This window comes from Geodermatophilus sp. SYSU D00965 (genome assembly GCF_054050075.1).
The window spans coordinates 55,198-76,826 of the sequence record NZ_JBJGYQ010000007.1; the positions used below are offsets into that span (position 1 = coordinate 55,198).

22 protein-coding genes are annotated in these 21,629 nt (G+C 74.4%); 12 read left to right on the forward strand and 10 right to left on the reverse strand.

Annotated elements, in window-relative coordinates; translation table 11 throughout:
• Positions 1-24 precede the first annotated feature (24 nt).
• The 4 genes from atpD (at position 25) to ACI789_RS08520 (ending at position 2,879) form a co-directional block, all read left to right on the forward strand.
• Entirely contained in the window at positions 25-1,458 is a 1,434-nt protein-coding gene (gene atpD / locus ACI789_RS08505; protein WP_457007988.1) for a F0F1 ATP synthase subunit beta, read from the forward strand.
• Between the two features lie 254 nt (positions 1,459-1,712).
• Entirely contained in the window at positions 1,713-1,892 is a 180-nt protein-coding gene (locus tag ACI789_RS08510) for a hypothetical protein (RefSeq protein WP_456918518.1), read from the forward strand.
• Positions 1,893-2,048: 156 nt separating this feature from the next.
• On the forward strand, positions 2,049-2,438 hold the full coding sequence (locus ACI789_RS08515; RefSeq protein WP_457007991.1) for a F0F1 ATP synthase subunit epsilon: 390 nt from the start codon (positions 2,049-2,051) through the stop codon (positions 2,436-2,438).
• A 39-nt stretch (positions 2,439-2,477) separates the two neighbouring features.
• On the forward strand, positions 2,478-2,879 hold the full coding sequence (locus ACI789_RS08520; protein WP_456918520.1) for a DUF2550 domain-containing protein: 402 nt from the start codon (positions 2,478-2,480) through the stop codon (positions 2,877-2,879).
• A 6-nt stretch (positions 2,880-2,885) separates the two neighbouring features.
• Here ACI789_RS08520 and ACI789_RS08525 read toward each other — a convergent pair whose 3' ends face one another.
• Complete coding sequence (locus tag ACI789_RS08525) at positions 2,886-3,506, reverse strand: cob(I)yrinic acid a,c-diamide adenosyltransferase (RefSeq protein ID WP_457007993.1); 621 nt, start codon at positions 3,504-3,506, stop codon at positions 2,886-2,888.
• Between the two features lie 56 nt (positions 3,507-3,562).
• On the opposite strand from ACI789_RS08525, the gene murA reads away from it, so the two are divergent.
• Positions 3,563-4,840: a UDP-N-acetylglucosamine 1-carboxyvinyltransferase gene (gene murA, locus ACI789_RS08530; RefSeq protein WP_457007995.1), complete on the forward strand. Its 1,278-nt coding sequence runs from the start codon at positions 3,563-3,565 to the stop codon at positions 4,838-4,840.
• Positions 4,841-4,864: 24 nt separating this feature from the next.
• Here murA and ACI789_RS08535 read toward each other — a convergent pair whose 3' ends face one another.
• Positions 4,865-5,185: a hypothetical protein gene (locus ACI789_RS08535; protein WP_457007997.1), complete on the reverse strand. Its 321-nt coding sequence runs from the start codon at positions 5,183-5,185 to the stop codon at positions 4,865-4,867.
• Positions 5,186-5,278: 93 nt separating this feature from the next.
• Here ACI789_RS08535 and ACI789_RS08540 point away from each other — a divergent pair, with 93 nt between their 5' ends.
• Positions 5,279-7,294, forward strand: a complete 2,016-nt coding sequence (locus ACI789_RS08540) for a protein meaA (protein ID WP_457007999.1) — start codon at positions 5,279-5,281, stop codon at positions 7,292-7,294.
• Positions 7,295-7,336: 42 nt separating this feature from the next.
• Here ACI789_RS08540 and ACI789_RS08545 read toward each other — a convergent pair whose 3' ends face one another.
• On the reverse strand, positions 7,337-8,035 hold the full coding sequence (locus ACI789_RS08545) for a YqjF family protein (RefSeq protein WP_457008001.1): 699 nt from the start codon (positions 8,033-8,035) through the stop codon (positions 7,337-7,339).
• A 6-nt stretch (positions 8,036-8,041) separates the two neighbouring features.
• Positions 8,042-9,070 (reverse strand): Gfo/Idh/MocA family protein, encoded by a 1,029-nt coding sequence (locus ACI789_RS08550; protein WP_457008003.1) that lies wholly within the window; start codon positions 9,068-9,070, stop codon positions 8,042-8,044.
• Between the two features lie 98 nt (positions 9,071-9,168).
• Between ACI789_RS08550 and ACI789_RS08555 the strand changes: the two genes are divergently transcribed.
• The 3 genes from ACI789_RS08555 (at position 9,169) to ACI789_RS08565 (ending at position 12,789) form a co-directional block, all read left to right on the forward strand.
• Complete coding sequence (locus tag ACI789_RS08555; RefSeq protein ID WP_457008005.1) at positions 9,169-10,383, forward strand: diguanylate cyclase domain-containing protein; 1,215 nt, start codon at positions 9,169-9,171, stop codon at positions 10,381-10,383.
• A 9-nt stretch (positions 10,384-10,392) separates the two neighbouring features.
• Complete coding sequence (locus ACI789_RS08560) at positions 10,393-11,166, forward strand: enoyl-CoA hydratase-related protein (protein ID WP_457008007.1); 774 nt, start codon at positions 10,393-10,395, stop codon at positions 11,164-11,166.
• Positions 11,167-11,430: 264 nt separating this feature from the next.
• On the forward strand, positions 11,431-12,789 hold the full coding sequence (locus tag ACI789_RS08565) for a dicarboxylate/amino acid:cation symporter (RefSeq protein ID WP_457008009.1): 1,359 nt from the start codon (positions 11,431-11,433) through the stop codon (positions 12,787-12,789).
• A gap of 120 nt (positions 12,790-12,909) precedes the next feature.
• Here ACI789_RS08565 and ACI789_RS08570 read toward each other — a convergent pair whose 3' ends face one another.
• The gene (locus ACI789_RS08570) at positions 12,910-13,770 is read right to left on the reverse strand and encodes a hypothetical protein (protein ID WP_457008011.1); all 861 of its coding nucleotides are present in this window, start codon (positions 13,768-13,770) and stop codon (positions 12,910-12,912) included.
• 78 nt (positions 13,771-13,848) lie between these two features.
• On the opposite strand from ACI789_RS08570, the gene nucS reads away from it, so the two are divergent.
• From nucS to ACI789_RS08585, 3 genes are all read left to right on the forward strand, one after another.
• Positions 13,849-14,520, forward strand: coding sequence for an endonuclease NucS (nucS, locus tag ACI789_RS08575; RefSeq protein WP_457008013.1), 672 nt, complete (start codon positions 13,849-13,851; stop codon positions 14,518-14,520).
• A gap of 111 nt (positions 14,521-14,631) precedes the next feature.
• Entirely contained in the window at positions 14,632-16,413 is a 1,782-nt protein-coding gene (locus ACI789_RS08580) for a 3-hydroxyacyl-CoA dehydrogenase family protein (RefSeq protein ID WP_457008015.1), read from the forward strand.
• A gap of 4 nt (positions 16,414-16,417) precedes the next feature.
• A complete protein-coding gene (locus ACI789_RS08585) occupies positions 16,418-16,723 on the forward strand; it encodes a hypothetical protein (RefSeq protein ID WP_457008017.1) in 306 nt (101 codons plus the stop codon).
• Here the strand turns inward: ACI789_RS08585 and ACI789_RS08590 are convergent.
• The 5 genes from ACI789_RS08590 to mce all read right to left on the reverse strand — a co-directional run bounded on the left by ACI789_RS08590 (position 16,720) and on the right by mce (position 21,565).
• On the reverse strand, positions 16,720-17,298 hold the full coding sequence (locus ACI789_RS08590) for a class F sortase (protein ID WP_457008019.1): 579 nt from the start codon (positions 17,296-17,298) through the stop codon (positions 16,720-16,722). The genes ACI789_RS08585 and ACI789_RS08590 overlap by 4 nt on opposite strands.
• Positions 17,295-18,086 carry a DUF4397 domain-containing protein gene (locus ACI789_RS08595; protein WP_457008021.1) on the reverse strand — a complete coding sequence of 264 codons (792 nt, stop codon included), beginning with the start codon at positions 18,084-18,086 and terminating at the stop codon, positions 17,295-17,297. Before ACI789_RS08595 ends, ACI789_RS08590 begins: the two co-directional genes overlap by 4 nt.
• 80 nt (positions 18,087-18,166) lie before the next feature.
• The gene (locus tag ACI789_RS08600) at positions 18,167-19,561 is read right to left on the reverse strand and encodes a hypothetical protein (RefSeq protein ID WP_457008023.1); all 1,395 of its coding nucleotides are present in this window, start codon (positions 19,559-19,561) and stop codon (positions 18,167-18,169) included.
• 120 nt (positions 19,562-19,681) lie between these two features.
• A complete protein-coding gene (gene ccrA, locus ACI789_RS08605; RefSeq protein ID WP_457008025.1) occupies positions 19,682-21,013 on the reverse strand; it encodes a crotonyl-CoA carboxylase/reductase in 1,332 nt (443 codons plus the stop codon).
• 96 nt (positions 21,014-21,109) lie between these two features.
• Positions 21,110-21,565 carry a methylmalonyl-CoA epimerase gene (gene mce / locus ACI789_RS08610; RefSeq protein ID WP_457008027.1) on the reverse strand — a complete coding sequence of 152 codons (456 nt, stop codon included), beginning with the start codon at positions 21,563-21,565 and terminating at the stop codon, positions 21,110-21,112.
• Between the last annotated feature and the right edge of the window lie 64 nt (positions 21,566-21,629).

Below are 21,629 nucleotides of genomic sequence, written 5' to 3' on the forward strand. Positions count from 1 at the left end.
CCCGAGGGCAGGAGAGCAGTACAGATGACCGTCACCGAGGACCGTCCGACCACCCAGACGACCGGCCGCGTCGTCCGGGTCACCGGGCCGGTCGTCGACGTCGAGTTCCCGCGCGACGCGATGCCCGACCTGTTCAACGCCCTGAAGGTGGAGGTCACCCTCGCCGACCTGGGCAAGACGCTGACCCTCGAGGTCGCCCAGCACCTGGGCGACAACGTGGTCCGCACCATCTCCATGCAGCCGACCGACGGCCTCATCCGGGGCGCCGAGGTCGTCGACACCGGCTCGGCGATCTCCGTGCCCGTCGGCGACGTGACCACCGGCCACGTGTGGAACGCCCTGGGCGAGTGCCTCGACGAGCCCGGCTACGGCACCGAGGCCCCGCGGTGGACGATCCACCGGCACGCGCCGCGGTTCGACCAGCTCGAGGGCCGCACCGAGATGCTGGAGACCGGCATCAAGGTCATCGACCTGCTGACCCCCTACGTGGCCGGCGGGAAGATCGGCCTGTTCGGCGGTGCCGGCGTGGGCAAGACCGTGCTCATCCAGGAGATGATCCGCCGGGTCGCCCAGGAGTTCGGTGGCGTGTCGGTGTTCGCCGGCGTCGGCGAGCGCACCCGTGAGGGCAATGACCTCATCACGGAGATGACCGAGTCAGGCGTCATCGACTCGACCGCCCTGGTCTTCGGCCAGATGGACGAGCCGCCGGGCACCCGGCTGCGGGTCGCGCTCTCCGCGCTGACGATGGCGGAGTACTTCCGCGACGAGCAGAACCAGGACGTGCTGCTCTTCATCGACAACATCTTCCGGTTCACCCAGGCCGGCTCCGAGGTGTCCACGCTGCTGGGCCGCATGCCCTCCGCCGTGGGTTACCAGCCGACCCTCGCCGACGAGATGGGTGAGCTGCAGGAGCGGATCACCTCGACCCGTGGTCACTCGATCACCTCGATGCAGGCGATCTACGTGCCCGCCGACGACATCACCGACCCGGCGCCGCACACCACCTTCGCCCACCTCGACGCGACGACGGTGCTCTCCCGGCCGATCTCGGAGAAGGGCATCTACCCGGCCGTGGACCCGCTGGACTCCACCAGCCGGATCCTCGACCCGCAGTACGTGGGCCAGGACCACTACGCGATCGCCCAGACGGTGAAGCAGGTGCTGCAGCGCTACCAGGAGCTGCAGGACATCATCGCCATCCTCGGCATCGACGAGCTCTCCGAGGAGGACAAGGTCACGGTCAACCGGGCCCGTCGCGTCGAGCGGTTCCTCTCGCAGAACATGTTCGTCGCCGAGGCGTTCACCGGCCAGCCCGGCTCGTTCGTCCCGCTGGCGGAGACGCTGCAAGCGTTCAAGGCCATCACCGACGGCGAGTACGACCACGTGCCCGAGCAGGCGTTCTTCATGTGCGGTGGCCTCGAGGACCTCGAGCGCAACGCCGACAAGCTGAAGAAGTAGCAGGAGAAGGACCCCGTCCTCCCCACCCTTCGCACGCTCAGGGTGGGAACCGGGACGGGCCGTTCCAGTGCGTTGCGCCCGATGGCCGGGTCCCCTCGGGGGCCCGGCCATCGGGCGTTCTGCGTCCCGTCGTCCGGGTTTCGCCCATCACGTGACGAAAGACCTGGCGGGGAGCCGTTCAAGCGCGGGATGCTGCGTGCCGATCATCCAGGACGGGACGTCCGGAACGGCCGGGCGGCGTACGGGAGAAGACCGTGGACGCGACGACGGGGACCAGGTGGGACGGCGCCGACTGGAGTTGGCCGCCGTCGGCCGGCCTCCCGTACGCCGGCCACCAGCAGTACGCCACGGAGCGCTGGGCACCGGCGTCGACCGTGCGCCACCCGTGGGTGCGGGTCGGCCGCTGGACGCTGCTGTACCGCCGGGCCGCCTGAACCCGACTCCCACGCACCGGACCCGGGACGGGGCTCGGCGCGGGATCGCCCGCCGGTGCCGCGACACCCGGCCGTTAGAGTGACCCTGACCCGTCGCCGTGTCCTCCCCGGGCCGGCGACACCCGCACCGCCCGTCGGTGGACCCCGAGGAGTGTCGTGGCGACCCTGCAGGTCGAGTTGGTGGCCGTCGAGCGGCTGATCTGGTCCGGCGAGGCCAACATGGTCATCGCCCGCACCACGGAGGGTGAGCTCGGCGTCCTGCCCGGGCACGCGCCGCTGCTGGGCCAGCTCGCCGAGGGCGGCGTCGTGACGATCCGCACCTCCCAGGGCGAGGACCTCGTCGTCGCCGCCCACGGTGGCTTCCTGTCGGTCACCGACCGCGGCGTGTCGATCCTGGCCGAGACCGCGGAGATCTCCTCGGAGATCGACGTCGAGCGGGCCCGGGAGGCGCTGCGCCGCGCCCAGGACGCCGGTGACGACCCGGAGGCGGTGGCTGCCTCCCGCCGTGCCCAGTCCCGGCTGCGGGCCGCCGGACAGGACGCCTGAGCCCCACCTGGACCGTTCCCCGATGCGCCGGCAGTCAGGATGACCACCGCACTCGTCGTCCTGGCTGTCGCGCTCGTCGTCGGGCTCGTCGTCGCCTTCCTGCTGCGGCGGCGCTTCCTGCTCTCCGGCCTCGGGGCGGTCACCATGTGGCTGCGTCCGGCCGGCTCCACCCGCTGGTCGGTCGGGGTGGCCTGGTACGGCGGCGACGCGCTGCTCTGGTACCGCGCGCTGTCGCTCTCGCCGCGCCCGCAGCAACGGCTGTGCCGCGCGGAGTTCCAGGTCGAGGGACGGCGCCGGGCCACGCCCGAGGACGTCGCGCTGCCCCCGGACGTCGTCGTCCTGTCCTGCGCCACCGCCGCGGGGCCCCGCGAGCTGGCCATGGACCCGGCGACGGTGACCGGCTTCCTGTCCTGGGTGGAGTCCGCGCCGCCGGTGCGGTAGCCGCGCTCAGCCCTCGGTCGGCTCCTGCCGGGCCGCGGTCCGCTGGGCGTGCGCGCCGCTGTGCGCGCCGGGCTCCCACAGCACGTCACCACCGGGGTTGGCCACCCGGGCGAGGATGAACAGCAGATCCGAGAGCCGGTTCAGGTAGCGCGCGGTCTCGACGTTCGTGCGGTCGCCGTCGGCGGCCAGCAGGGTCCACACGCTGCGCTCGGCCCGCCGGACGACGACCCGCGCCTGGTGCAGCAGCGCGGCCAGCGGGGTGCCGCCGGGGAGGATGAAGCTGGTCAGCTTGGCCAGCGCCGCGTTGTGGGTGTCGCACGCCGCCTCGAGCCGCTCGGTGTAGGCGGCGGTGACGCGCAGCGGCGGGAACTGCGGGTCCGGGGTGATCGGCGTGGACAGGTCGGCGCCGACGTCGAACAGGTCGTTCTGCACGCTGCGCAGCAGGGCGGCGATCTCCGGCTCGGGAGAGCCGAGCGCCAGCGCGACGCCGAGCACGCTGTTGGCCTCGTCCACGTCGGCGTAGGCGGCCAGCCGGGGGTCGGTCTTGGCCACCCGGCTCATGTCGCCGAGGTGGGTCTGCCCGGCGTCACCGGTCTTCGTGTAGATGCGGGTCAGCCGGACGGTCATACCCCGAGCCTAGGAGGTCGGGGAGCGGCCGCGTGGCGTCGCCGTAGGGTGGTGCGGTGGAGTGCTTCGAGGTCACCGGCGGCACGGCCCTGACCGGACGGGTGCGGGTCACCGGCGCCAAGAACAGCGCCCTGAAGCTGATGGCCGCCGCGCTGCTGGCGGCGGGCCGGACCACCATCGAGGAGGTCCCCGACATCCTCGACGTGGCGATCATGAGCGAGGTGCTGCGCCGCCTCGGCTGCGACGTGAGCTACGAGCGCCACGAGCACGGCGGGGGCGGCCGGGTGGTGGTCGACGTCCCGGACGCGCCGGGCACGGAGACCGACTACGACCTGGTGCGCAAGATGCGCGCCTCGATCAGCGTGCTGGGCCCGCTGGTGGCGCGGTGCGGGTCGGCGCGGGTGGCGCTGCCCGGCGGTGACGCGATCGGGTCGCGCGGCCTGGACATGCACATCTCCGGGCTCGAGCGGCTCGGCGCGACGATCGAGAGCGAGCACGGCTTCCTCGTCGCCACGGCCCCGCGGCTGACCGGCACCTCCATCTGGCTGGACTTCCCGTCGGTGGGGGCGACGGAGAACCTGGTCATGGCCGCGGTGCTCGCCGACGGCACGACGGTCATCGACAACGCGGCACGCGAGCCCGAGATCGCCGACCTGTGCGCGATGCTCACCGCGATGGGCGCCACCATCGACGGAGCCGGCACCTCGACGATCACCGTCGAGGGGGTCACCGACCTCAAGCCGGTCACGTACACGACCGTGCCCGACCGGATCGTCGCGGGCACGTGGGCGATCGGCGCGGTGATGACCCGCGGGGACGTCGTCATCGAGCGGGGGGTGGCCGAGCACCTCACCGTGGCCCTGGACAAGCTCACCGACGCGGGCGCCCAGATCGAGGTGCTGCCCGAGGGCCTGCGCGTGGCCATGGCCGAGCGGCCGCGCGGGGTGGACGTCGTCACGCTGCCCTACCCGGGCTTCCCGACCGACCTGCAGCCGATGGCGGTCGCGCTGGCGGCGGTCTCCACCGGGACCGCGCTGATCACCGAGAACGTGTTCGAGGGCCGGTTCATGTTCGTCAACGAGCTGGTGCGCCTGGGCGCGTCGGTGCGCATCGACGGGCACCACGCCGTGGTCCGGGGGCGGGAGCGGCTGTCCAGCGCGCCGGTGCTGGCCACCGACATCCGCGCCGGCGCCGGGCTGGTGCTCGCCGGGCTGGTCTCCGACGGCGTCACCGAGGTGCAGGACGTGCACCACGTCGACCGCGGCTACCCCGACTTCGTCCAGCACCTGCGCGGCCTCGGGGCGGGGATCGAGCGGGTCACCCGCCCCGACTGAGAAGGGACTCTCGTGCCCTCGTGCTCAAGGACCGGGGAACGAGGTGGCCAGCGCTCGCGCCCGGTCGGCGTCCTCGGGGAAGACGAGGACCTCGACGCGGTGCGGTGCGGGGGTGCGGATCGTGGAGCGGATGCCCGCGTCGGACAGGACCGCCCGCAGCGCGAGGGCCGACTCGTGGCGGGACAGCGTGGCGACCCGCGTCAGGAGCCCGTCGTCGGCCGGCGGACGGCGGCGCTCGTCGGACCCGAAGGCCCAGCGCAGGAACAGCGCGAGCAGCGCCAGGACGGCGAAGGCGATGGTCGGCCCGACCAGGTAGTGCAGGTTGCTCCCCGCCCCGATCGGCATGGCGACCCCCTCCGCGTGCCCTGCGAGTGTGCCACCGGGAAGTCCGGCCGCGGGCCTGCTACTGACGAGTAGCGGCCCTTACACTCCGCTGGCATGCCCTTCCCTTCAACGCCGGAGGACCGGGACCGCCCCTGGGTCATGCGGACCTACGCGGGGCACTCCTCGCCGGCCGAGTCCAACGCCCTGTACCGGCGGAACCTGGCCAAGGGGCAGACCGGGCTGTCGGTCGCGTTCGACCTGCCCACGCAGACCGGCTACGACCCCGACGACGAGCTGTCGGTGGGGGAGGTCGGCAAGGTCGGCGTCCCGATCACGCACCTCGGCGACATGCGGGCGCTCTTCGACGGCATCCCGCTCGACGGGATGAACACGTCGATGACGATCAACGCCACGGCGATGTGGCTGCTGGCGCTCTACCAGGCCGTCGCGGAGGAGCAGGGGATCGACGTCTCGGCGCTGGCCGGCACGACGCAGAACGACATCATCAAGGAGTACCTGTCGCGGGGGACCTACGTCTTCCCGCCCGGGCCCTCGATGCGGCTGGTCACCGACGTCGTCGCCTACACCGTGACGGCGATGCCGACGTGGAACCCGACCAACATCTGCAGCTACCACCTGCAGGAGGCTGGCGCGACGCCGGTGCAGGAGATCGCCTACGCGCTGTCGACCGCGATCGCCGTCCTGGACTCGGTGCGCGACTCCGGCCAGGTGCCGCCGGAGCGCTTCGGCGAGGTCGTCGCGCGCATCTCCTTCTTCGTCAACGCGGGCGTCCGCTTCGTCGAGGAGATGTGCAAGATGCGGGCGTTCACCGAGCTCTGGGACGAGCTGACCCGGGAGCGCTACGGCGTCGAGGACCCGCGGCACCGCCGCTTCCGCTACGGCGTGCAGGTCAACTCGCTGGGCCTGACCGAGGCGCAGCCGGAGAACAACGTGCCGCGGATCGTGCTGGAGATGCTCGCGGTCACGCTGTCGCGGGACGCGCGCGCCCGGGCGGTCCAGCTGCCGGCGTGGAACGAGGCGCTCGGCCTGCCCCGCCCGTGGGACCAGCAGTGGTCGCTGCGGCTGCAGCAGGTGCTCGCCCACGAGACCGACCTGCTCGAGTACGACGACCTGTTCACCGGGTCGGTGGTGGTCGAGGCGAAGGTCGCCGAGCTGATGACGGGCGCCCGGGCGGAGATGGCCCGGGTGGCGGAGATGGGCGGGGCGGTGGCCGCGGTCGAGTCCGGTTACATGAAGGGGCAGCTGGTCGCGTCGCTGGCCGAGCGGCGGCGGCGGATCGAGAGCGGCGAGGACGTCGTCGTCGGCGTCAACCGGTTCGAGTCCACCGAGCCCAACCCGCTGCTGGCCGACCTCGACGCCGCCATCCAGGTGGTCGACCCGGCGGTGGAGGCGGCGGCCTGCGCGTCGGTGCAGCGGTGGCGCGCCGAGCGGGACCCGGAGCCGGTGCGCCGGGCGCTGGAGCGGCTGCGCGCGGCGGCCGGGACCGACGAGAACCTCGTGCCCGCGACCCTCGAGTGTGCCCGCGCCGGCGTGACGACGGGGGAGTGGGCGGGGGTGCTGCGCGAGGTGTTCGGCGAGTACCGGGCGCCCACCGGTGTCGCGGCGGCCCCCGGCGGAGCGGCGGACGCGACGCTGGCCGGCGTCCGGGAGCGGGTCCGCGCCACCGGGGAGGAGCTCGGCGGCCGGCTGCGGTTCCTCGTCGGCAAGCCGGGCCTGGACGGGCACTCCAACGGCGCCGAGCAGATCGCCGTCCGGGCCCGGGACGCCGGCTTCGAGGTCGTCTACCAGGGCATCCGGCTGACCCCCGCACAGATCGTCGCGGCCGCCGTCGAGGAGGACGTCGACGTCGTCGGCCTGTCGGTGCTGTCGGGCTCCCACCTGCAGGTGGTGCCGGCGGTGCTGCGCGGCCTGCGCGAGGCCGGGCTCGACGACGTCCCGGTGGTGGTCGGCGGGATCATCCCGGACAGCGACGCCCGCCGGCTGCGCGAGCAGGGCGTCGCCCGGGTCTTCACGCCCAAGGACGTCGGCCTCACCGAGATCATGGGCGAGGTCGTCGACGTCGTCCGCGAGGCGCACGGCCTCGACCAGCGGGCCCCCGCGAACGCCTGAGCGGAGTGCCACGGCGCGGAGGACGCGTCCCTCCCACTCCGCTCAGCGGGACGGCGGGCCGAAGCGGACGTCGTCCACGCCGGGGGAGAAGAGCACGCTGACCGGGGCACCGGCCATCCCGGGCAGCCCTGCGGCGGCCAGCGGGTCGCCGGTGACCCCCGTGAGCTCGGCCGACCGCAGCGGCCACGGCCGGTGCCTGACCGGCAGGTGCACCGTGCGGCCCGCCATCCGGGTGTGCAGGCCCCAGCGGGCGGTCAGCGAGGCCGCCAGCGGGTCGGGCTCGACCGGGGCGCCGATGCGCAGGCCGATCCGCAGCCGTCGGCCCACGGCGACCGCGTACCGGTCGCCGTCGCGCCGCACGCGGGTCCGTGACCAGACGTAGGGCAGCCCGGGCAGGGCCCGGGCCCCCAGCACGGCGAGCAGCCGCGCGGCGTCCATGCGCAGGAAGACCACGCCGCGGCGGCCGTGCTCGTCGACCGAGTAGAGCCGCACGTTGACCTCGTCGAACGAGCCGGCCCACGGCAGCGCCGGGCCGGCCGCGACCGCGGTCCGCGCGATCCGCAGCGCGACCACGCCGACGTGGGTCGTCCCGTCCAGGACGTCGGGCCGGGTGCCCGGCGGCAGCAGCGGCGCGGCCACGGCGGGGTCGAGCGGCCAGTGCAGGAACGCCACGTCCCGCCAGACCTGCCGCAGCAGCACCGGCCGGACGTCGTCCGGCGGCGGAGCCTGCTGCGGGGGCACGTCGCCTCAGCCCAGGCGGACGACGCCGCCCTCGGTCGCGCTGCGCCGGGCGGCGTCGAGCACGGTGGCGGTGGCGACGGCGTCCTGGGGGTCGACCGGCACCGGCCCCCGGCCGCGGACGGCGGCGGCGAAGGTCGGGTAGAAGGTGTCCCAGCGCCCGCGGTGGGTCGGCACCTGCTCGCCGTCGTCCCCCCGGCGCAGCCGCCCCCACCGCTCCTCCGGCTCGGCGCCCCAGCGCTCGCCGAGGGTCGCGGGGGTCTCCCCGGCCAGGAGGAGTGCCTCCTGGCCGTCCATCGGGCCGCCGACGACGTAGGCCCCCTCGGTGCCGGCGACCCGGAACCGGTCGCCGGGCGCGCCCTGGCTCCAGCTGCCCCACAGGTGGGAGCGGGCGCCGCCGGCGTGGGTCAGGGCGACGAAGACGTCGTCGTCCAGGCCGGTGTCGCGCAGCCGCCACTCGGCGTAGACGGAGGTGACCGGCCCGAGCAGCACCAGTGCCTGGTCGACCAGGTGGGCGCCGAAGTCCAGCAGCGTGCCGCCGCCGGCCGCGGGCGGGCCGGGCTCGGGGTCGAACCGCTCGAACCGCGACTCGAAGCGGGTCACCGTGCCCAGCCGCCCCTCGGCCACCAGCTCCCGGACGGTGAGGAAGTCGGAGTCCCAGCGGCGGTTCTGGTACGGCGCGAGCGGGAGCCGTCTCGCCGCGGCGAGGTCGACCGCGCGCCGGGCGGCCGCGGCGTCCAGCGCGAACGGCTTGTCGCAGACCACCGCGAGGTCCAGCCCCAGCGCCTGCTCGGTCAGCGGGGTGTGCGTGTCGGCCGGTGTCGAGATCGCGACCGCCTCGGCGCCGGCCCCGGCCAGCTCCTCCAGCGAGGCGAACGTCCGCAGGCCGGGGTGTTCGGCGGCCACCTGGGCCCGCCGCTCGGGGGACGTCGTCACCACGCCGAGGAGGTCGCACTCAGCGGCGGCGGCCAGCAGGGGCGCGTGGAAGTACCGGCCGCCGAAGCCGTACCCCACCAGTCCGAACCGCACGGGATCCATGCGGTGATCATGCCCTCCACCCGTCCCCGCCGAAGTTCCGAGACCGTCCGTACCGCTTCGGGCACACTTGGTCACCGACACCCGCTACGGTGCCGCGCGTGCAGAGCCCTCGCCCCGCCGTCGCCGACCCCGACCGGCTCGCCGCGCTGGCCAGTTACCGGCTCGGCGGGCACGCCGGCGACGCCGACCTCGACGCCGTTGTGGCCTACATGGCCCGCGCCCTGGATGCGCCCATCGCGGTGATCAACCTGGTCGGCCCCGACCTGCAGTGCTTCCCCGCCGAGATCGGCGTCGGCGCACCGTTCTCCCACGTCCCCGACGAGCTGTCGTTCTGCGCCTACGTGGTGGCGGCGCGCGAACCGCTGGAGGTGTCGGACGCGCTCGCCCACCCGGTCTTCGCCGACAACCCCGCGGTGGCCGCCGGCGCGATCCGCTCCTACCTCGGGGTCCCCCTCATCGACGAGGACGGCTTCGTCCTCGGCTCGCTGGGCGTCTTCGACGACGACGTCCGCACCTTCGGCGGGGACGACCTGGACACCCTCGAGATCCAGGTCCGTCTCGTGCGCAGCGTCCTCTCGCTGCGCCGCCAGGTCACGGCGCACCGCTGGGACGCCCGCCTGCTCGCCGCGCAGGGCCGGGTGCTGGAGGCGGTGGCCACCGGGGCACCGCTGGAGGACGTCCTCGACCTGCTCTCCGCCGCCGTCCGCGAGCTCTCGCCGGACGCCGACGCCGACCAGCAGCGGGCGCTGACCGAGACCGTCGACCGGCTGACCACGGTGGCGACCGACGCCGACGGCTGGCGCCGGGCGCTGACCCGCGTGGCGCGGCAGGACCCGCTGACCGGCCTGGCCAACCGCGCCCACCTCCTCGACGCCGGCCGGGCGGCGCTCACCCGTGGCGGTGCGGTCCTGTTCGTCGACGTCGACCGCTTCAAGGAGGTCAACGACCGGGGCGGTCACGCCGTGGGCGACCAGCTCCTGGTGCGGCTCGCCGACCGCCTGCGGGCGCACCTGGAGGAGGTGCCGGACGCGGTCGTGGGCCGCCTGGGCGGGGACGAGTTCGCCGCCGTCCTGCCCGGCCTGGACCGCGCGACGGCCGAGACGGTCGGCCGGCGGCTGGTCGCCGCGCTGGTGGACGAGGTCGTCGTCGGACGGCGCAGCGTGCAGGTCTCGGCGAGCATCGGGCTGGCCATGGCCGAGCCGGACACGCCGTTCGAGGTCGTCCTGCAGCAGGCCGACCTGGCGATGTACGGCGCCAAGGAGGGCGGCCGCGGGCGGCTCTCGAGCCGGGTACCGGAGGCCGAGGTCGGCTAGCGTCGGGCCATGACTGCAGAGGGTGCGCCCCGGGTCGTGCGCGACGGGGACGTCGTCACCATCACGATGTGCCGGCCGGCCCGGCGCAACGCCCTGTCCCGGGAGCACCTCGGCCAGCTGCTCGCCGCCGTGACCGAGGTGGGGGAGAGCGACGCGGCCGGCATCGTGCTCGCCGCCGAGGGGCCGGTGTTCAGCGCCGGCCACGACTTCGCCGACGTCGTGGGCCGGCCGGTGACCGAGGTGCGCAGCCTGCTGCAGCTGTGCACCGAGCTGATGCAGACCATCCAGGCTGTGCCGCAGGTGGTGCTCGCGCGGGTGCACGCGCTGGCCACCGCGGCCGGCTGCCAGCTGGTCGCCTCCTGCGACCTCGCCGTCGCCGCGGAGTCGGCCGGCTTCGCCGCCCCGGGCGGCAAGGGCGGCTGGTTCTGCCACACGCCGATGGTCGCGATCGCCCGCAACGTGGGCCGCAAGCGGGCGATGGAGCTGGCGCTCACCGGGGACGTCATCGACGCCGCCACCGCGCTGGACTGGGGCCTGGTCAACCGGGTGGTCCCGGACGCCGAGCTCGACGCGGCCGTGGCCGACCTGATGACGCGCGCCACCCGCGGCTCACGGGCGAGCAAGGCCTGGGGCAAGCAGACGATGTACGCCCAGCTCGACCGCCCCGAGCGGGACGCCTACGCGACCGCCGTCGAGGTCATGGCCTCGGCCAGCCAGCTGCCCGGCGCCGTCGAGGGGATGAGCTCCTTCCTGGAGAAGCGCCGGCCGGTCTGGCCCGACTGAGGAAGGACCCCGTCCTCCTCACCACTCGCAGGCTCGCGGCGAGCCTCTGGACGGGGCCGGCCGAGGCAGCAGGGCGGCGGGCGGGTGAGAGTGCCCACACCGGGGATGGTCTCGACGGCGGGACGCCTTGACGTCTGCGTGCGCAACGTGTGGGGCCTGACCCGGCGGCGCGCGCTCGACTTCGGGCGGGTGACGGCCGACGGCTGAGTGCGCACGCCGCGCCTCGTCGTCCCACCCCCCGAACTCCCCGGAAGGCACCCTCCCGTGCTCGCTCGTCTCCGCCGCGTCCCCTTCGCGGCGCAGGTCCTCCTCGGCCTCGTGCTCGGCATCGCCCTCGGCCTCGTCGCCCGCGACATCGGCCCCGTCGCCGACGGCACCCCGAACTGGCTGACCAGCACCCTCCAGACCATCGGCGACACCTTCGTGACGCTGCTCAAGGTCCTCGTCCCGCCCCTGATCGTCACCGCGGTGATCGTCAGCATCGCCAACCTCAAGCAGGTCTCCAACGCCGCCCGGCTGGCCGGCCAGACCCTGCTCTGGTTCGCCGTCACGGCGCTGATCGCCGTCTCCATCGGCATCGGCCTGGGCCTGCTCACCGAGCCCGGCCGCAACAGCTCCGTCGACGCCGCCGCCCAGACCGACCCCGGCACCACCGGCTCGTGGTGGGACTTCCTCAACGGCCTCGTGCCCGGCAACATCCTCGGCCTGCAGGCCGCCCCGCACGACGACGGGACGGTCGGGCTGTCGTTCAACGTGCTGCAGCTGATCGTGCTGGCCGTGGCGATCGGCGTGGCCGCGCTCAAGGTCGGCGAGCCCGCCGAGCCGTTCCTCGCGCTGACCCGCTCAGCCCTCGCGATCGTGCAGAAGGTGCTGTGGTGGGTCATCCTGCTCGCCCCGATCGGCACCGTCGGCCTGATCGGCAAGGCCGTGGCCACCTACGGCTGGGAGTCCCTCGGCTCGCTGGGCGTCTTCGCCGGCTCGGTCTACACCGGCCTGGCGCTCGTGCTGTTCGTCGTCTACCCGGTGCTGCTGCGGCTGCACGGCCTCTCGCCGCTGCGCTTCTTCGCCGGTGCCTGGCCGGCGATCCAGCTGGCCTTCGTCTCGCGCTCCTCGATCGGCACGCTGCCGGTGACCGAGCGGGTGGCCGAGCAGAACCTCGGGGTGCCGCGGTCCTACGCCTCCTTCGCCGTCCCGCTGGGCGCGACGACGAAGATGGACGGCTGCGCGGCGATCTACCCGGCCCTGGCCGCGATCTTCGTGGCCCAGTTCTTCGGCGTGGACCTGTCCATCACCGACTACCTGCTCATCGCCCTGGTGTCGGTCGTCGGCTCGGCCGCCACCGCCGGGGTCACCGGCGCGGTGGTCATGCTGACCCTGACCCTCTCCACGCTGGGCCTGCCGCTGGCCGGCGTCGGCCTGCTGCTGGCCATCGACCCGATCCTGGACATGGGCCGCACCGCGGTGAACGTCGCCGGTCAGGCCCTGGTCCCGACGATCGTCGCCAAGCGCGAGGGCATCCTCGACGTCGAGCGGTACCGGTCGACGTCGACGGTGGACCCGCTGCCCCGCGTCGACGAGCGGGCGGGTGTGGACGCCGACCTGCGCGAGCCCGCCACCGTCTGAGAGTCGGTTTCCGCGGAAACCGACGCGGTGGGCCCCGCGGAACCGTCGCGGCGGTCCTCGCGGAAACGGACGCCTGCGGCCCGGTCCCCTCCCTGCGAGAGGGCCGGGCCGTCGTCGTCCCTACTGCTGGTGCAGGTCGGCGCAGCCGGTCTCGTGCGGCAGCAGCGGGCGCAGGGTGAGCGCCCACCGGCCGCCGTCCTCCTCCGTCCACGGCGTCAGCGCGTTGGCCCCGGCGGCCGCCTCGAGGACGGCGGTGGCCTGGGCCCCGCGGGCGACCACGCAGGAGAGCCCCAGCCGCTCCTCCAGCGGCTCGCCGGGCAGCGCCGGCCCGGGCCAGGCCACCTCCGGCTGCACCAGCTCCGGCTCCGGGCCCGGCGTCCACGCCCGGACCACGGCGGCCATCGCGTCCGGTCGGTAGGACTCCGGCCCCGCGGCACCCAACGGACCCTCCGGGGAGGTGAGCACGTCGACCAGCCCCATCAGCTCGCCGCGCGTGGTGCGCTGCTCGGGGGTGAGGCCCCCGTCGTCGGGCAGCTCGAACAGCGCCTGCACCTCCCGCACGTAGGTGCCCTCCTCGGTGACGAGGGTGAACCGGGTCGCGGGGGCGTCGGCGACCGGCGGGCTGCCCAGGTCGCCGGTCCCGGTCACCCCGGCGGCGACGGCCCGGTCGACGACGGTCTGCACGTCGTCGGCGTCCAACTGCCACACGAGCAGGTTCGGCAGGGCGGGGGAGGGATAGATGGCGATCTGCGGTCCCTGGGCGACGACCCGGCCGTCGGAGTAGACGGTGACCAGCGGCAGGCGGCCGGCCAGCATCTCCGGCGTCACGAAACCGCCGACGTACTCCACCTGCAGCACCAGCCGGCCCGGGCCCTCGGCCGGCGACGTCGGCGCCGCGCCCACGCCGCCGGCGCGCTGGGCGCACGCGGACAGCAACAGGAGCAGCACCAGGGCGGCGGCGGGACGCAGGGCTCTCGTCACGGCGTCAGGATGCCCCCGGCGCGCGTCGCTGCCCGCCGTCCCGGGGCCGTCGTTAGCGGTTCGGTACCGTCGGACCCCGTGCGCCTGGTCATCGCCCGCTGCTCGGTCGACTACATCGGGCGGCTGACCGCCCACCTGCCGATGGCACCCCGCCTGCTGCTGGTCAAGGCGGACGGCTCGGTCTCCGTGCACGCCGACGACCGCGCCTACAAGCCGCTCAACTGGATGACCCCGCCCTGCTCGTTCAAGGAGGACCTGACCGACGGGTCGGGCACCTGGACGATCACCAACAAGGCCGGCGAGCAGCTGATCATCACCATCGAGTCGGTCGAGCACGACTCGTCGCACGAGCTCGGCGTCGACCCGGGGCTGCAGAAGGACGGCGTGGAGGCCGAGCTGCAGCGGCTGCTGGCCCTGCACGTGGAGACCTTCGGGGCGGGCTGGTCGCTGGTCCGCCGCGAGTACCCGACCGCCATCGGCCCGGTGGACCTCCTCTGCCGCGACGCCGCGGGAGGCACCGTCGCGGTGGAGGTCAAGCGGCGCGGGGAGATCGACGGCGTGGAGCAGCTGACCCGCTACCTGGAGCTGCTCAACCGCGACCCGCTGCTGGCACCGGTCCGCGGGGTGTTCGCCGCGCAGGAGATCAAGCCGCAGGCCCGGGTGCTGGCCGGCGACCGCGGCATCGACTGCGTGACGGTCGACTACGCCGTCCTCAAGGGCACCGACGACCCCTCCGAGCGCCTGTTCTAGCGGTTACCCATCGGTAGGCCGCCGTCCCGGAGGCCGCGCCCGAGTGGGAGACTCGCCCCGATTCCGGACGACGGTGCCCCCGGGGCGCCGGCTCTCGAGGGAGATGGCAGCGTGGCCAGGGAACTGAACGAGATCGGTGTCGTCGGGCTGGGCACGATGGGCGCCGGCATCGCGGAGGTGCTGGCCCGAGCGGGCCTGTCGGTGACCGCGGTGGACGTCGACGACGCGGCGGTCGCCCGCGGGCGCGAGCACCTGGCCCACTCCACCGGGCGCGCGGTGCAGCGCGGCAAGCTCGACGAGGCGGAGCGCGACGCGATCCTCGAGCGGATCCGGTTCACCACCTCGCTGGAGGACCTCGCTCAGGCCGAGCTCGTCGTCGAGGCCGTCCCCGAGCGGATGGAGCTCAAGCGCGAGATCTTCGCCGCGCTGGACGAGATCTGCCCGCCGGACACCATCCTCGCGACCAACACCTCGAGCCTGTCGGTCACCGAGATCTCGGTGGCCACCGGCCGGCCGAGCAAGGTCATCGGCATGCACTTCTTCAACCCGGCGCCGGTCATGAAGCTGGTCGAGGTGGTGCGCACCGTCGTCACCGAGCCGTCGGTGGTCGAGGACGTCGAGGCGCTGGCCACCCGACTGGGCAAGGTCGACGTCACCATCGGCGACAAGGCCGGGTTCATCGCCAACGCGCTGCTGTTCGGCTACCTCAACCACGCGGTCTCGATGTACGAGAACCGCTACGCCAGCCGCGAGGACATCGACGCGGCCATGCGGCTGGGCTGCGGCCTGCCGATGGGCCCGCTGGCGCTGATGGACCTCATCGGCATCGACACCGCCTACGAGATCCTCGACACGATGTACAAGCAGTCGCGCAACCGGCTGCACGCCCCGAGCCCGATCATCAAGCAGATGATGACCGCGGGGCTGCTGGGCAGGAAGACCGGCCGCGGCTTCTACACCTACGCCGACCGCGACTCCGCCCAGGTCGTCCCCGACGCGCTGACCCCGGCCGAGGGCGGGGCCGCCGAGGGCGCCCGGTCGGTGCACCGGGTCGGTGTCGTGGGCTCGGGCACGATGGCGACCGGCATCGTGGAGGTCGTGGCCAAGGCCGGCTACGAGGTCGTCTTCGTCGCCCGCACCCTGGACAAGGCCGAGGGGGTGCAGGCCGCGCTGGGCCGGTCGCTGGACAAGCAGGTGGTCCGCGGCCGGCTGGAGGAGACCGCCCGCGACGAGGCGCTGGGACGGGTCACCGCGAGCACATCGCTCGACGACCTCGCCGACGTCGACCTGGTCATCGAGGCCGTCGTCGAGCACCTCGGCGTCAAGCAGGCGCTGTTCGCCAACCTCGGCGAGATCTGCAAGCCCGGTGCCGTGCTGGCCACGACGACGTCGAGCCTGCCGGTGATCGAGTGCGCGCAGGCGAGCGGCCGCCCGGCCGACGTCGTGGGCCTGCACTTCTTCAACCCGGCCCCGGTCATGAAGCTGGTGGAGGTCGTCTCGACCATCGCGACCGCGCCGGACGTCGCGGCGACCGCCCACGCCGTCGCGCACGCGCTCGGCAAGCACCCGGTGTCCTGCACCGACCGCGCCGGGTTCATCGTCAACGCGCTGTTGTTCCCGTACCTCAACGACGCGGTGAAGATGCTGGAGGCGCACTACGCGACGGCCGACGACATCGACGCGGCGATGAAGGTCGGCTGCGGCTACCCGATGGGCCCCTTCGAGCTGCTCGACGTGGTCGGTCTCGACGTCGCCCTGGCCATCGAGCGGGAGCTCTACGTCGAGTTCCGCGAGCCCGGCTTCGCACCGGCGCCGCTGCTCGAGCACCTGGTCACCGCCGGGTACCTGGGCCGCAAGACCGGCCGCGGGTTCCGCGACCACGTCGCCCGCTGAACCGGTGCCCCGCAGGAGCGGACGCGGCGGGTCGCGGTCTCCCGGCCGCGACCCCGTCCACCGTTCCGACCCCGTCGAGGAGGCGGCGGACGGCGACTGGGTGGTGCGCTCGCTGACCGGCTCGGCGACCGGCAAGACCTACCGCTGCCCGGGCTGCGACCAGGAGATCCGTCCCGGCACGCCGCACCTGGTGACCTGGCCGGCCTACGCCCGCGACTCCGACCTCGACCCCTGGGACACCGAGTCGGCGGCCGACTGGCGCCGGCACTGGCACACCGCCTGCTGGCGGGCACGCGGCCGGCGGCGTTAGCCGGCCAGCACGGCTGTGACGACCACGTTGTCGGTGTAGCTCCGGCGGGAGCGGTCGAAGTCGCCGCCGCAGGTGACCAGCCGCAGCTCCGCCCGCGGCGTGGGCCCGTACACCGCCTCGGTCGGGAAGTCGGCCTTGGGGGAGCGGGTCACCCCGGTGACGGTGAAGCGCGCCGCCGTCCCGTCGGCGCGGTCGACGGCCACCTCGTCGCCGGGGCGCAGGTCGCGCAGCCGCCAGAAGACCGCCGGCCCGGTGCGCGAGTCCACGTGCCCGGCCATCACCGCCGGGCCGACGTCCCCGGGGGCCGGTGCGCCGGGGAACCAGCCGGCCCGGTCGAACGCGGCCGGGGGCACCAGGGCGCCGTCGGCGTCCACCGCGAGACGCACCAGGGCGGTGTCCACCCCGATCGCCGGGATGCGCAGGCGGACCGGCTCGGCCGCGGGGTCGGCGACCGCTGCGGCGACGACCGGGGCGGGCGGAGCGGGGGTAGGTCCCGCGGGGGAGAGCAGCGCGACCGCGCCGGCGACGAGCGCGGTGGCGGCCAGCAGCCGGCGGACGGCGGACAGCGCGCTCACCGGCGCCGCGCCCGCGGCCACAGCAGCACGCCCGCCACGACGAGGGCCCCGACGGCGAGCACGGCCAGGCCGGGCGAGGTGCCCGCCGTCCCGCCCGCGCCGGTCTCCACGCCACCGGTGGGGACGACGGCGGCGCCGGCGGCGTCGAGGACCGTCCGCACCTCCAGTCCACTCTCCGGGCGGTCGAGGACCAGCACCGTGTACACCGAGCCCGCCGCCAGGTCGGCAGGGACGGCGACCGGCGCACCGCCGGCGGCCACCTGCAGGGTCGTGGCACCGCCGGGCACGGGGACCGGAGCCCCCGCGGCGGCGAACGCCAGGCCCGTCGCCAGGGCGGTGCCGTCGGCGGTGGTGACGTCGACCGACGGCACGCTCTGCGCGGCGTCCACCACGCGGACGCGGGCGGAACCGGCCGGCGGGGCCGACAGGTCGTCGTCGAGGACGGTCAGCCGCAGGTCGGCGAAGCCGCCCACCGCGGCGACCGTGCGGGCGCCTCCGGCGGGCAGCTCCACCGTGGTGGACAGCACCGGCGGGGCGGCCGGGTCGCCGCCGGCGGTGCGGACGCTGACCGCGTAGGTCCCCGCGGGCAGCTCCCGGTGGTCGGAGAGGTCGCCGTAGCCGACGTCGATCACGGCGGTCCCGGCACCCGGCCGGCCCCGCGGGTCGACGGCGAGGTCGACCGCGGGCGTGTCCGGCGACAGGTGCGCCACCCGCAGCAGGCCGGTGTCCTCCGTCGCCGCGAGAGCGGCGCCCGGCGCGAGGCCGGCAGCGAGCACGGCGAGGAGCACGACCACCAGCAGGCGGGCAGCCGCGGTCGTCCGGCCGGTCCTCGACGGCGCGGGCCGCCGGGGACCCGGCCCCGCGCCGCTCAGCGCCGGCTGGGGGTGACCGGCTGGCTGCCGGTGTCGGCGCCGTCGGGCTTGACGGCGGGCTGCACCAGCGTCGGCGGGTCGGTCCGCGGCGTGTCCGCGGCGGTGCTGGCGGACGCGGCGGTGCTGCCGGACGGCACCGGCTGGATCAGCTGGGTCTGCTGCGGCGACGGGGAGCCGGACTGCCCGGAGGCCGGCTGCTGGGCCGGGCCCTGCTGACCGGGCGCCGGGGGCTGCGCGGCCGGGGGACGGGTCGGCTGGCGGGCCGCGGCCGCCTCCCCGCTGCCGGCGTGCGGGGGCTCACCCGGGCGGACCGCCGGCTGCGGGGCGGTGGTGGGCCGGACGGCGGGCTGCTGTCCGGTCAGCGGGCCGACGGCGGGCTGCTGCGCGGTCGGCGGGCCCACCGGCTCGGGAGCGGTGCTGCGCGGTGCCTGCGGCTGGGGCGGACCGGCCGGCGCCTGCGCCTGTGACGCACCGGTCTGGGGCGCGCCGGTCTGTGGCCCGCCGGTCTGGGGCGCGGGCTGGCGGGGACCGGGCTGCGGCCGGTCCTGCGCGGGGACCGGCGGCCGCTGGCCGGCGGGGGCCTCGGGCTTGCGGTCGCCGAGGTCGGGCAGCTTCTCCAGCACCCGGCGGGCCTCGACCAGCCGGCCGGTGAGTTCGTCGCGCACCGCGCGGATCGCCGCCGCGGCGGCCTCCGCCTCGCTGACCACCTGGGCGGCGTGCTTCTCGGCCGCGGCGATGCGCTGGCGGGCGGCCTCGGCGGAGGTGCGGTCGCGCTCCTCGTCGATCCGGGCGGCCTCCTGCCGGCGGGCTCGCTGGGCGATCTCGAAGTCCTCCTCGACCTTGGTCCGCCGCGCCTGCGACTCGGCGTCGAGCCGGGCCACCTTCTCCTGGGCCTTGCTGACCAGCTCGTCGGCGCGGATCTGGGCCTTGGTGGCGATCTGCTCGGCGTTGTGCCGGGCCTCGGCGATCATCCGCTCGACCTCGGCCTGGCCGGCGGCGTGCCGCTCGTGCATGGCCCGCTCCTCGGCGGCGGTCTGCTCCCGCACCGCCTGGGCGTCCTGCTCGGCGGCCCGCCGGATGTCGGCGGCCTCCTCCTCGGCCAGCCGCAGCATGTGCGAGATGCGCTCGCTCATGTTCTCGAACGTGGGCGGGCCCGCCGAGGCCGCCTTGCGCCGCAGCGCGTCGATCTCCCCGTGCAGGGCCGAGAGCTGGCCGGCGAGGTCGGCGGACCGGTTCATCGCGGCGTCGCGGTCGGCGAGCGCCACGCGGATGTCGGCCTCGAGCCGCTCGATCGTCTCGGCCACCTGGTGCCGGTCGTAGCCCCGCAGCACCACGTCGAACGAGTGCTGGGCCTCACGCATGGGCAGCAGGTCGCGGCGGGGATCGTCCATGCGTTCATCCTCGCAGAGTCGGGGGACCGGGGTCGGTCGGGCAGCGCTTCCCTGAAGCGTGCCAGTCCTGCCTGGGAACGCGCTACGTCCCCGGGGCGGGGCCCTGCGGGAGGTCCTCCCTCACACGCCGCGGAAACGGTTGATCGCGGTCAGGTGCCGCTCCCGCTTGGCGGCGTCCCGCACGCCGAGGCCCTCCTCGGGGGCGAGGGTGAGGACGCCGACCTTGCCCTGGTGCAGGTTGCGGTGGACGTCGCAGGCGGCCTGGCCGACCTCCTCCATCGGGTAGACCTTCGACAGCGTCGGGTGGATCAGCCCCCGGTCGATGAGCCGGTTGGCCTCCCAGGCCTCGCGGTAGTTGGCGAAGTGCGAGCCGATGACCCGCTTGAGGTTCATCCACAGGTAGCGGTTGTCGTACTGGTGCAGGTAGCCGCTGGTGGAGGCGCAGGTGACGACGGTGCCGCCCTTCTTGGCGACGTAGACCGACGCGCCGAAGGTCTCCCGGCCGGGGTGCTCGAAGACGATGTCGGGGTCGTCGCCCCCGGTCAGCTCGCGGATCCGCTTGCCGAACCGCTGCCACTCCTTCGGGTCCTGGGTGTCCTCGTCCTTCCAGAACCGGTAGCCCTCGGCGCAGCGGTCGATGACCAGCTCGGCGCCCATCGAGTGCACGATCGCGGCCTTCTCCGGGCTGGAGACGACGCAGACCGGGATCGCGCCGCCGTTGAGCGCCATCTGGGTGGCGTAGGAGCCCAGGCCGCCCGAGGCGCCCCAGATGAGGACGACGTCGCCCTGCTTCATGCCCGCGCCGTGGGAGGAGACCAGCTGCCGGTAGGCGGTGGAGTTGACCAGGCCGGGGGCCGCGGCCTCCTCCCAGGTCAGGTGGGCCGGCTTGGGCATCAGCTGGTTGCTCTTGACCAGGGCGAGCTCGGCCAGGCCGCCGAAGTTGGTCTCGAAGCCCCAGATCCGCTGCTGCGGGTCGAGCATCGTGTCGTCGTGGCCGGCCGGGTCCTCCAGCTCCACCGACAGGCAGTGGGCGACCACCTCGTCGCCCGGGGACCACTTGTGCACGCCCGGCCCGACCCGCAGGACGACGCCGGCCAGGTCCGAGCCCACCACGTGGTAGGGCAGGTCGTGCCGCTTGGCCAGGTCGTGCAGCCGGCCGTAGCGCTCGAGGAACCCGAAGGTGGAGACCGGCTCGAAGATCGACGTCCAGACGGTGTTGTAGTTCACCGACGAGGCCATCACCGCCACGAGCGCCTCACCCGGGCCCAGCTCCGGGGTCGGCACCTCCTCGACGTGCAGGGACTTGCGGGGGTCCTTCTCCCGGGCGGGCAGGCCCGCGAAGAGGTCCTGCTCGTCCTTGCGGACCAGCACCGCCCGGTAGGACTCCGGCACCGGCAGCCCGGCCAGGGCCTCGGGGTGGTCGGCGAGGATGGCGTCCCTGATCTCGATCACGTGCGTCTCCCGGGTCTTCGTCGGCTCGGAAACGGTGCGATGGCGCGAGACGTTACTGCCCGGTAGCCACGGCGGCAGCCCAATGGCCGGACGGGTTCAGTGACCGCCCGCGGCGGGCTGGACGAGCTCGACGAGGACCCCGCCGGCGTCCTTGGGGTGCACGAAGTTGACCCGGCTGTCGGCCGTCCCGCGCTTGGGGGTGTCGTAGAGCAGTCGCAGGCCGCGCTCGCGCAGCGTCGCGCTGACGGCCTCGACGTCGTCCACCCGGAAGGCCAGCTGCTGCAGGCCGGGGCCGGACCGGCCGATGAACTTGGCGATCGTCGACTCGGGGGTGAGCGGCGCCAGGAGCTGGATGCGGGTGTCGCCGCCCCCGACGGCCAGCATCGCCTCGCGCACGCCCTGCTCCTCGTTGACCTCCTCGTGCACCGACTGCACGCCGAAGGCCTGGGCGTAGAAGGCGATCGCCTCGTCGAGGTCCGGGACGGCGATCCCCACGTGGTCGATGGTGGTGAACAGCCCGGCGGGCAGGCCGGTGCGGTCGACGGCGGTCATTGACGGATCCTCCCGGACAGACGTCTGAGACGACAGTTCCATGTGACGGGAGTCACATGCTCTC

What these genes read in the sequence shown, in the direction of transcription:
- mce (WP_457008027.1), bottom strand. Translation starts at nt 21,565, where the DNA reads ATGACCGCCGTCGACCGCACCGGCCTGCCCGCCGGGCTGTTCACCACC.
- ACI789_RS08535 (WP_457007997.1), bottom strand. Translation starts at nt 5,185, where the DNA reads ATGCCGATCGGGGCGGGGAGCAACCTGCACTACCTGGTCGGGCCGACC.
- ACI789_RS08525 (WP_457007993.1), bottom strand. Translation starts at nt 3,506, where the DNA reads ATGACCGTCCGGCTGACCCGCATCTACACGAAGACCGGTGACGCCGGG.
- atpD (WP_457007988.1), top strand. Translation starts at nt 25, where the DNA reads ATGACCGTCACCGAGGACCGTCCGACCACCCAGACGACCGGCCGCGTC.
- ACI789_RS08520 (WP_456918520.1), top strand. Translation starts at nt 2,478, where the DNA reads ATGACCACCGCACTCGTCGTCCTGGCTGTCGCGCTCGTCGTCGGGCTC.
- ACI789_RS08550 (WP_457008003.1), bottom strand. Translation starts at nt 9,070, where the DNA reads ATGGATCCCGTGCGGTTCGGACTGGTGGGGTACGGCTTCGGCGGCCGG.
- ACI789_RS08600 (WP_457008023.1), bottom strand. Translation starts at nt 19,561, where the DNA reads ATGGACGATCCCCGCCGCGACCTGCTGCCCATGCGTGAGGCCCAGCAC.
- ACI789_RS08540 (WP_457007999.1), top strand. Translation starts at nt 5,279, where the DNA reads ATGCCCTTCCCTTCAACGCCGGAGGACCGGGACCGCCCCTGGGTCATG.
- ACI789_RS08560 (WP_457008007.1), top strand. Translation starts at nt 10,393, where the DNA reads ATGACTGCAGAGGGTGCGCCCCGGGTCGTGCGCGACGGGGACGTCGTC.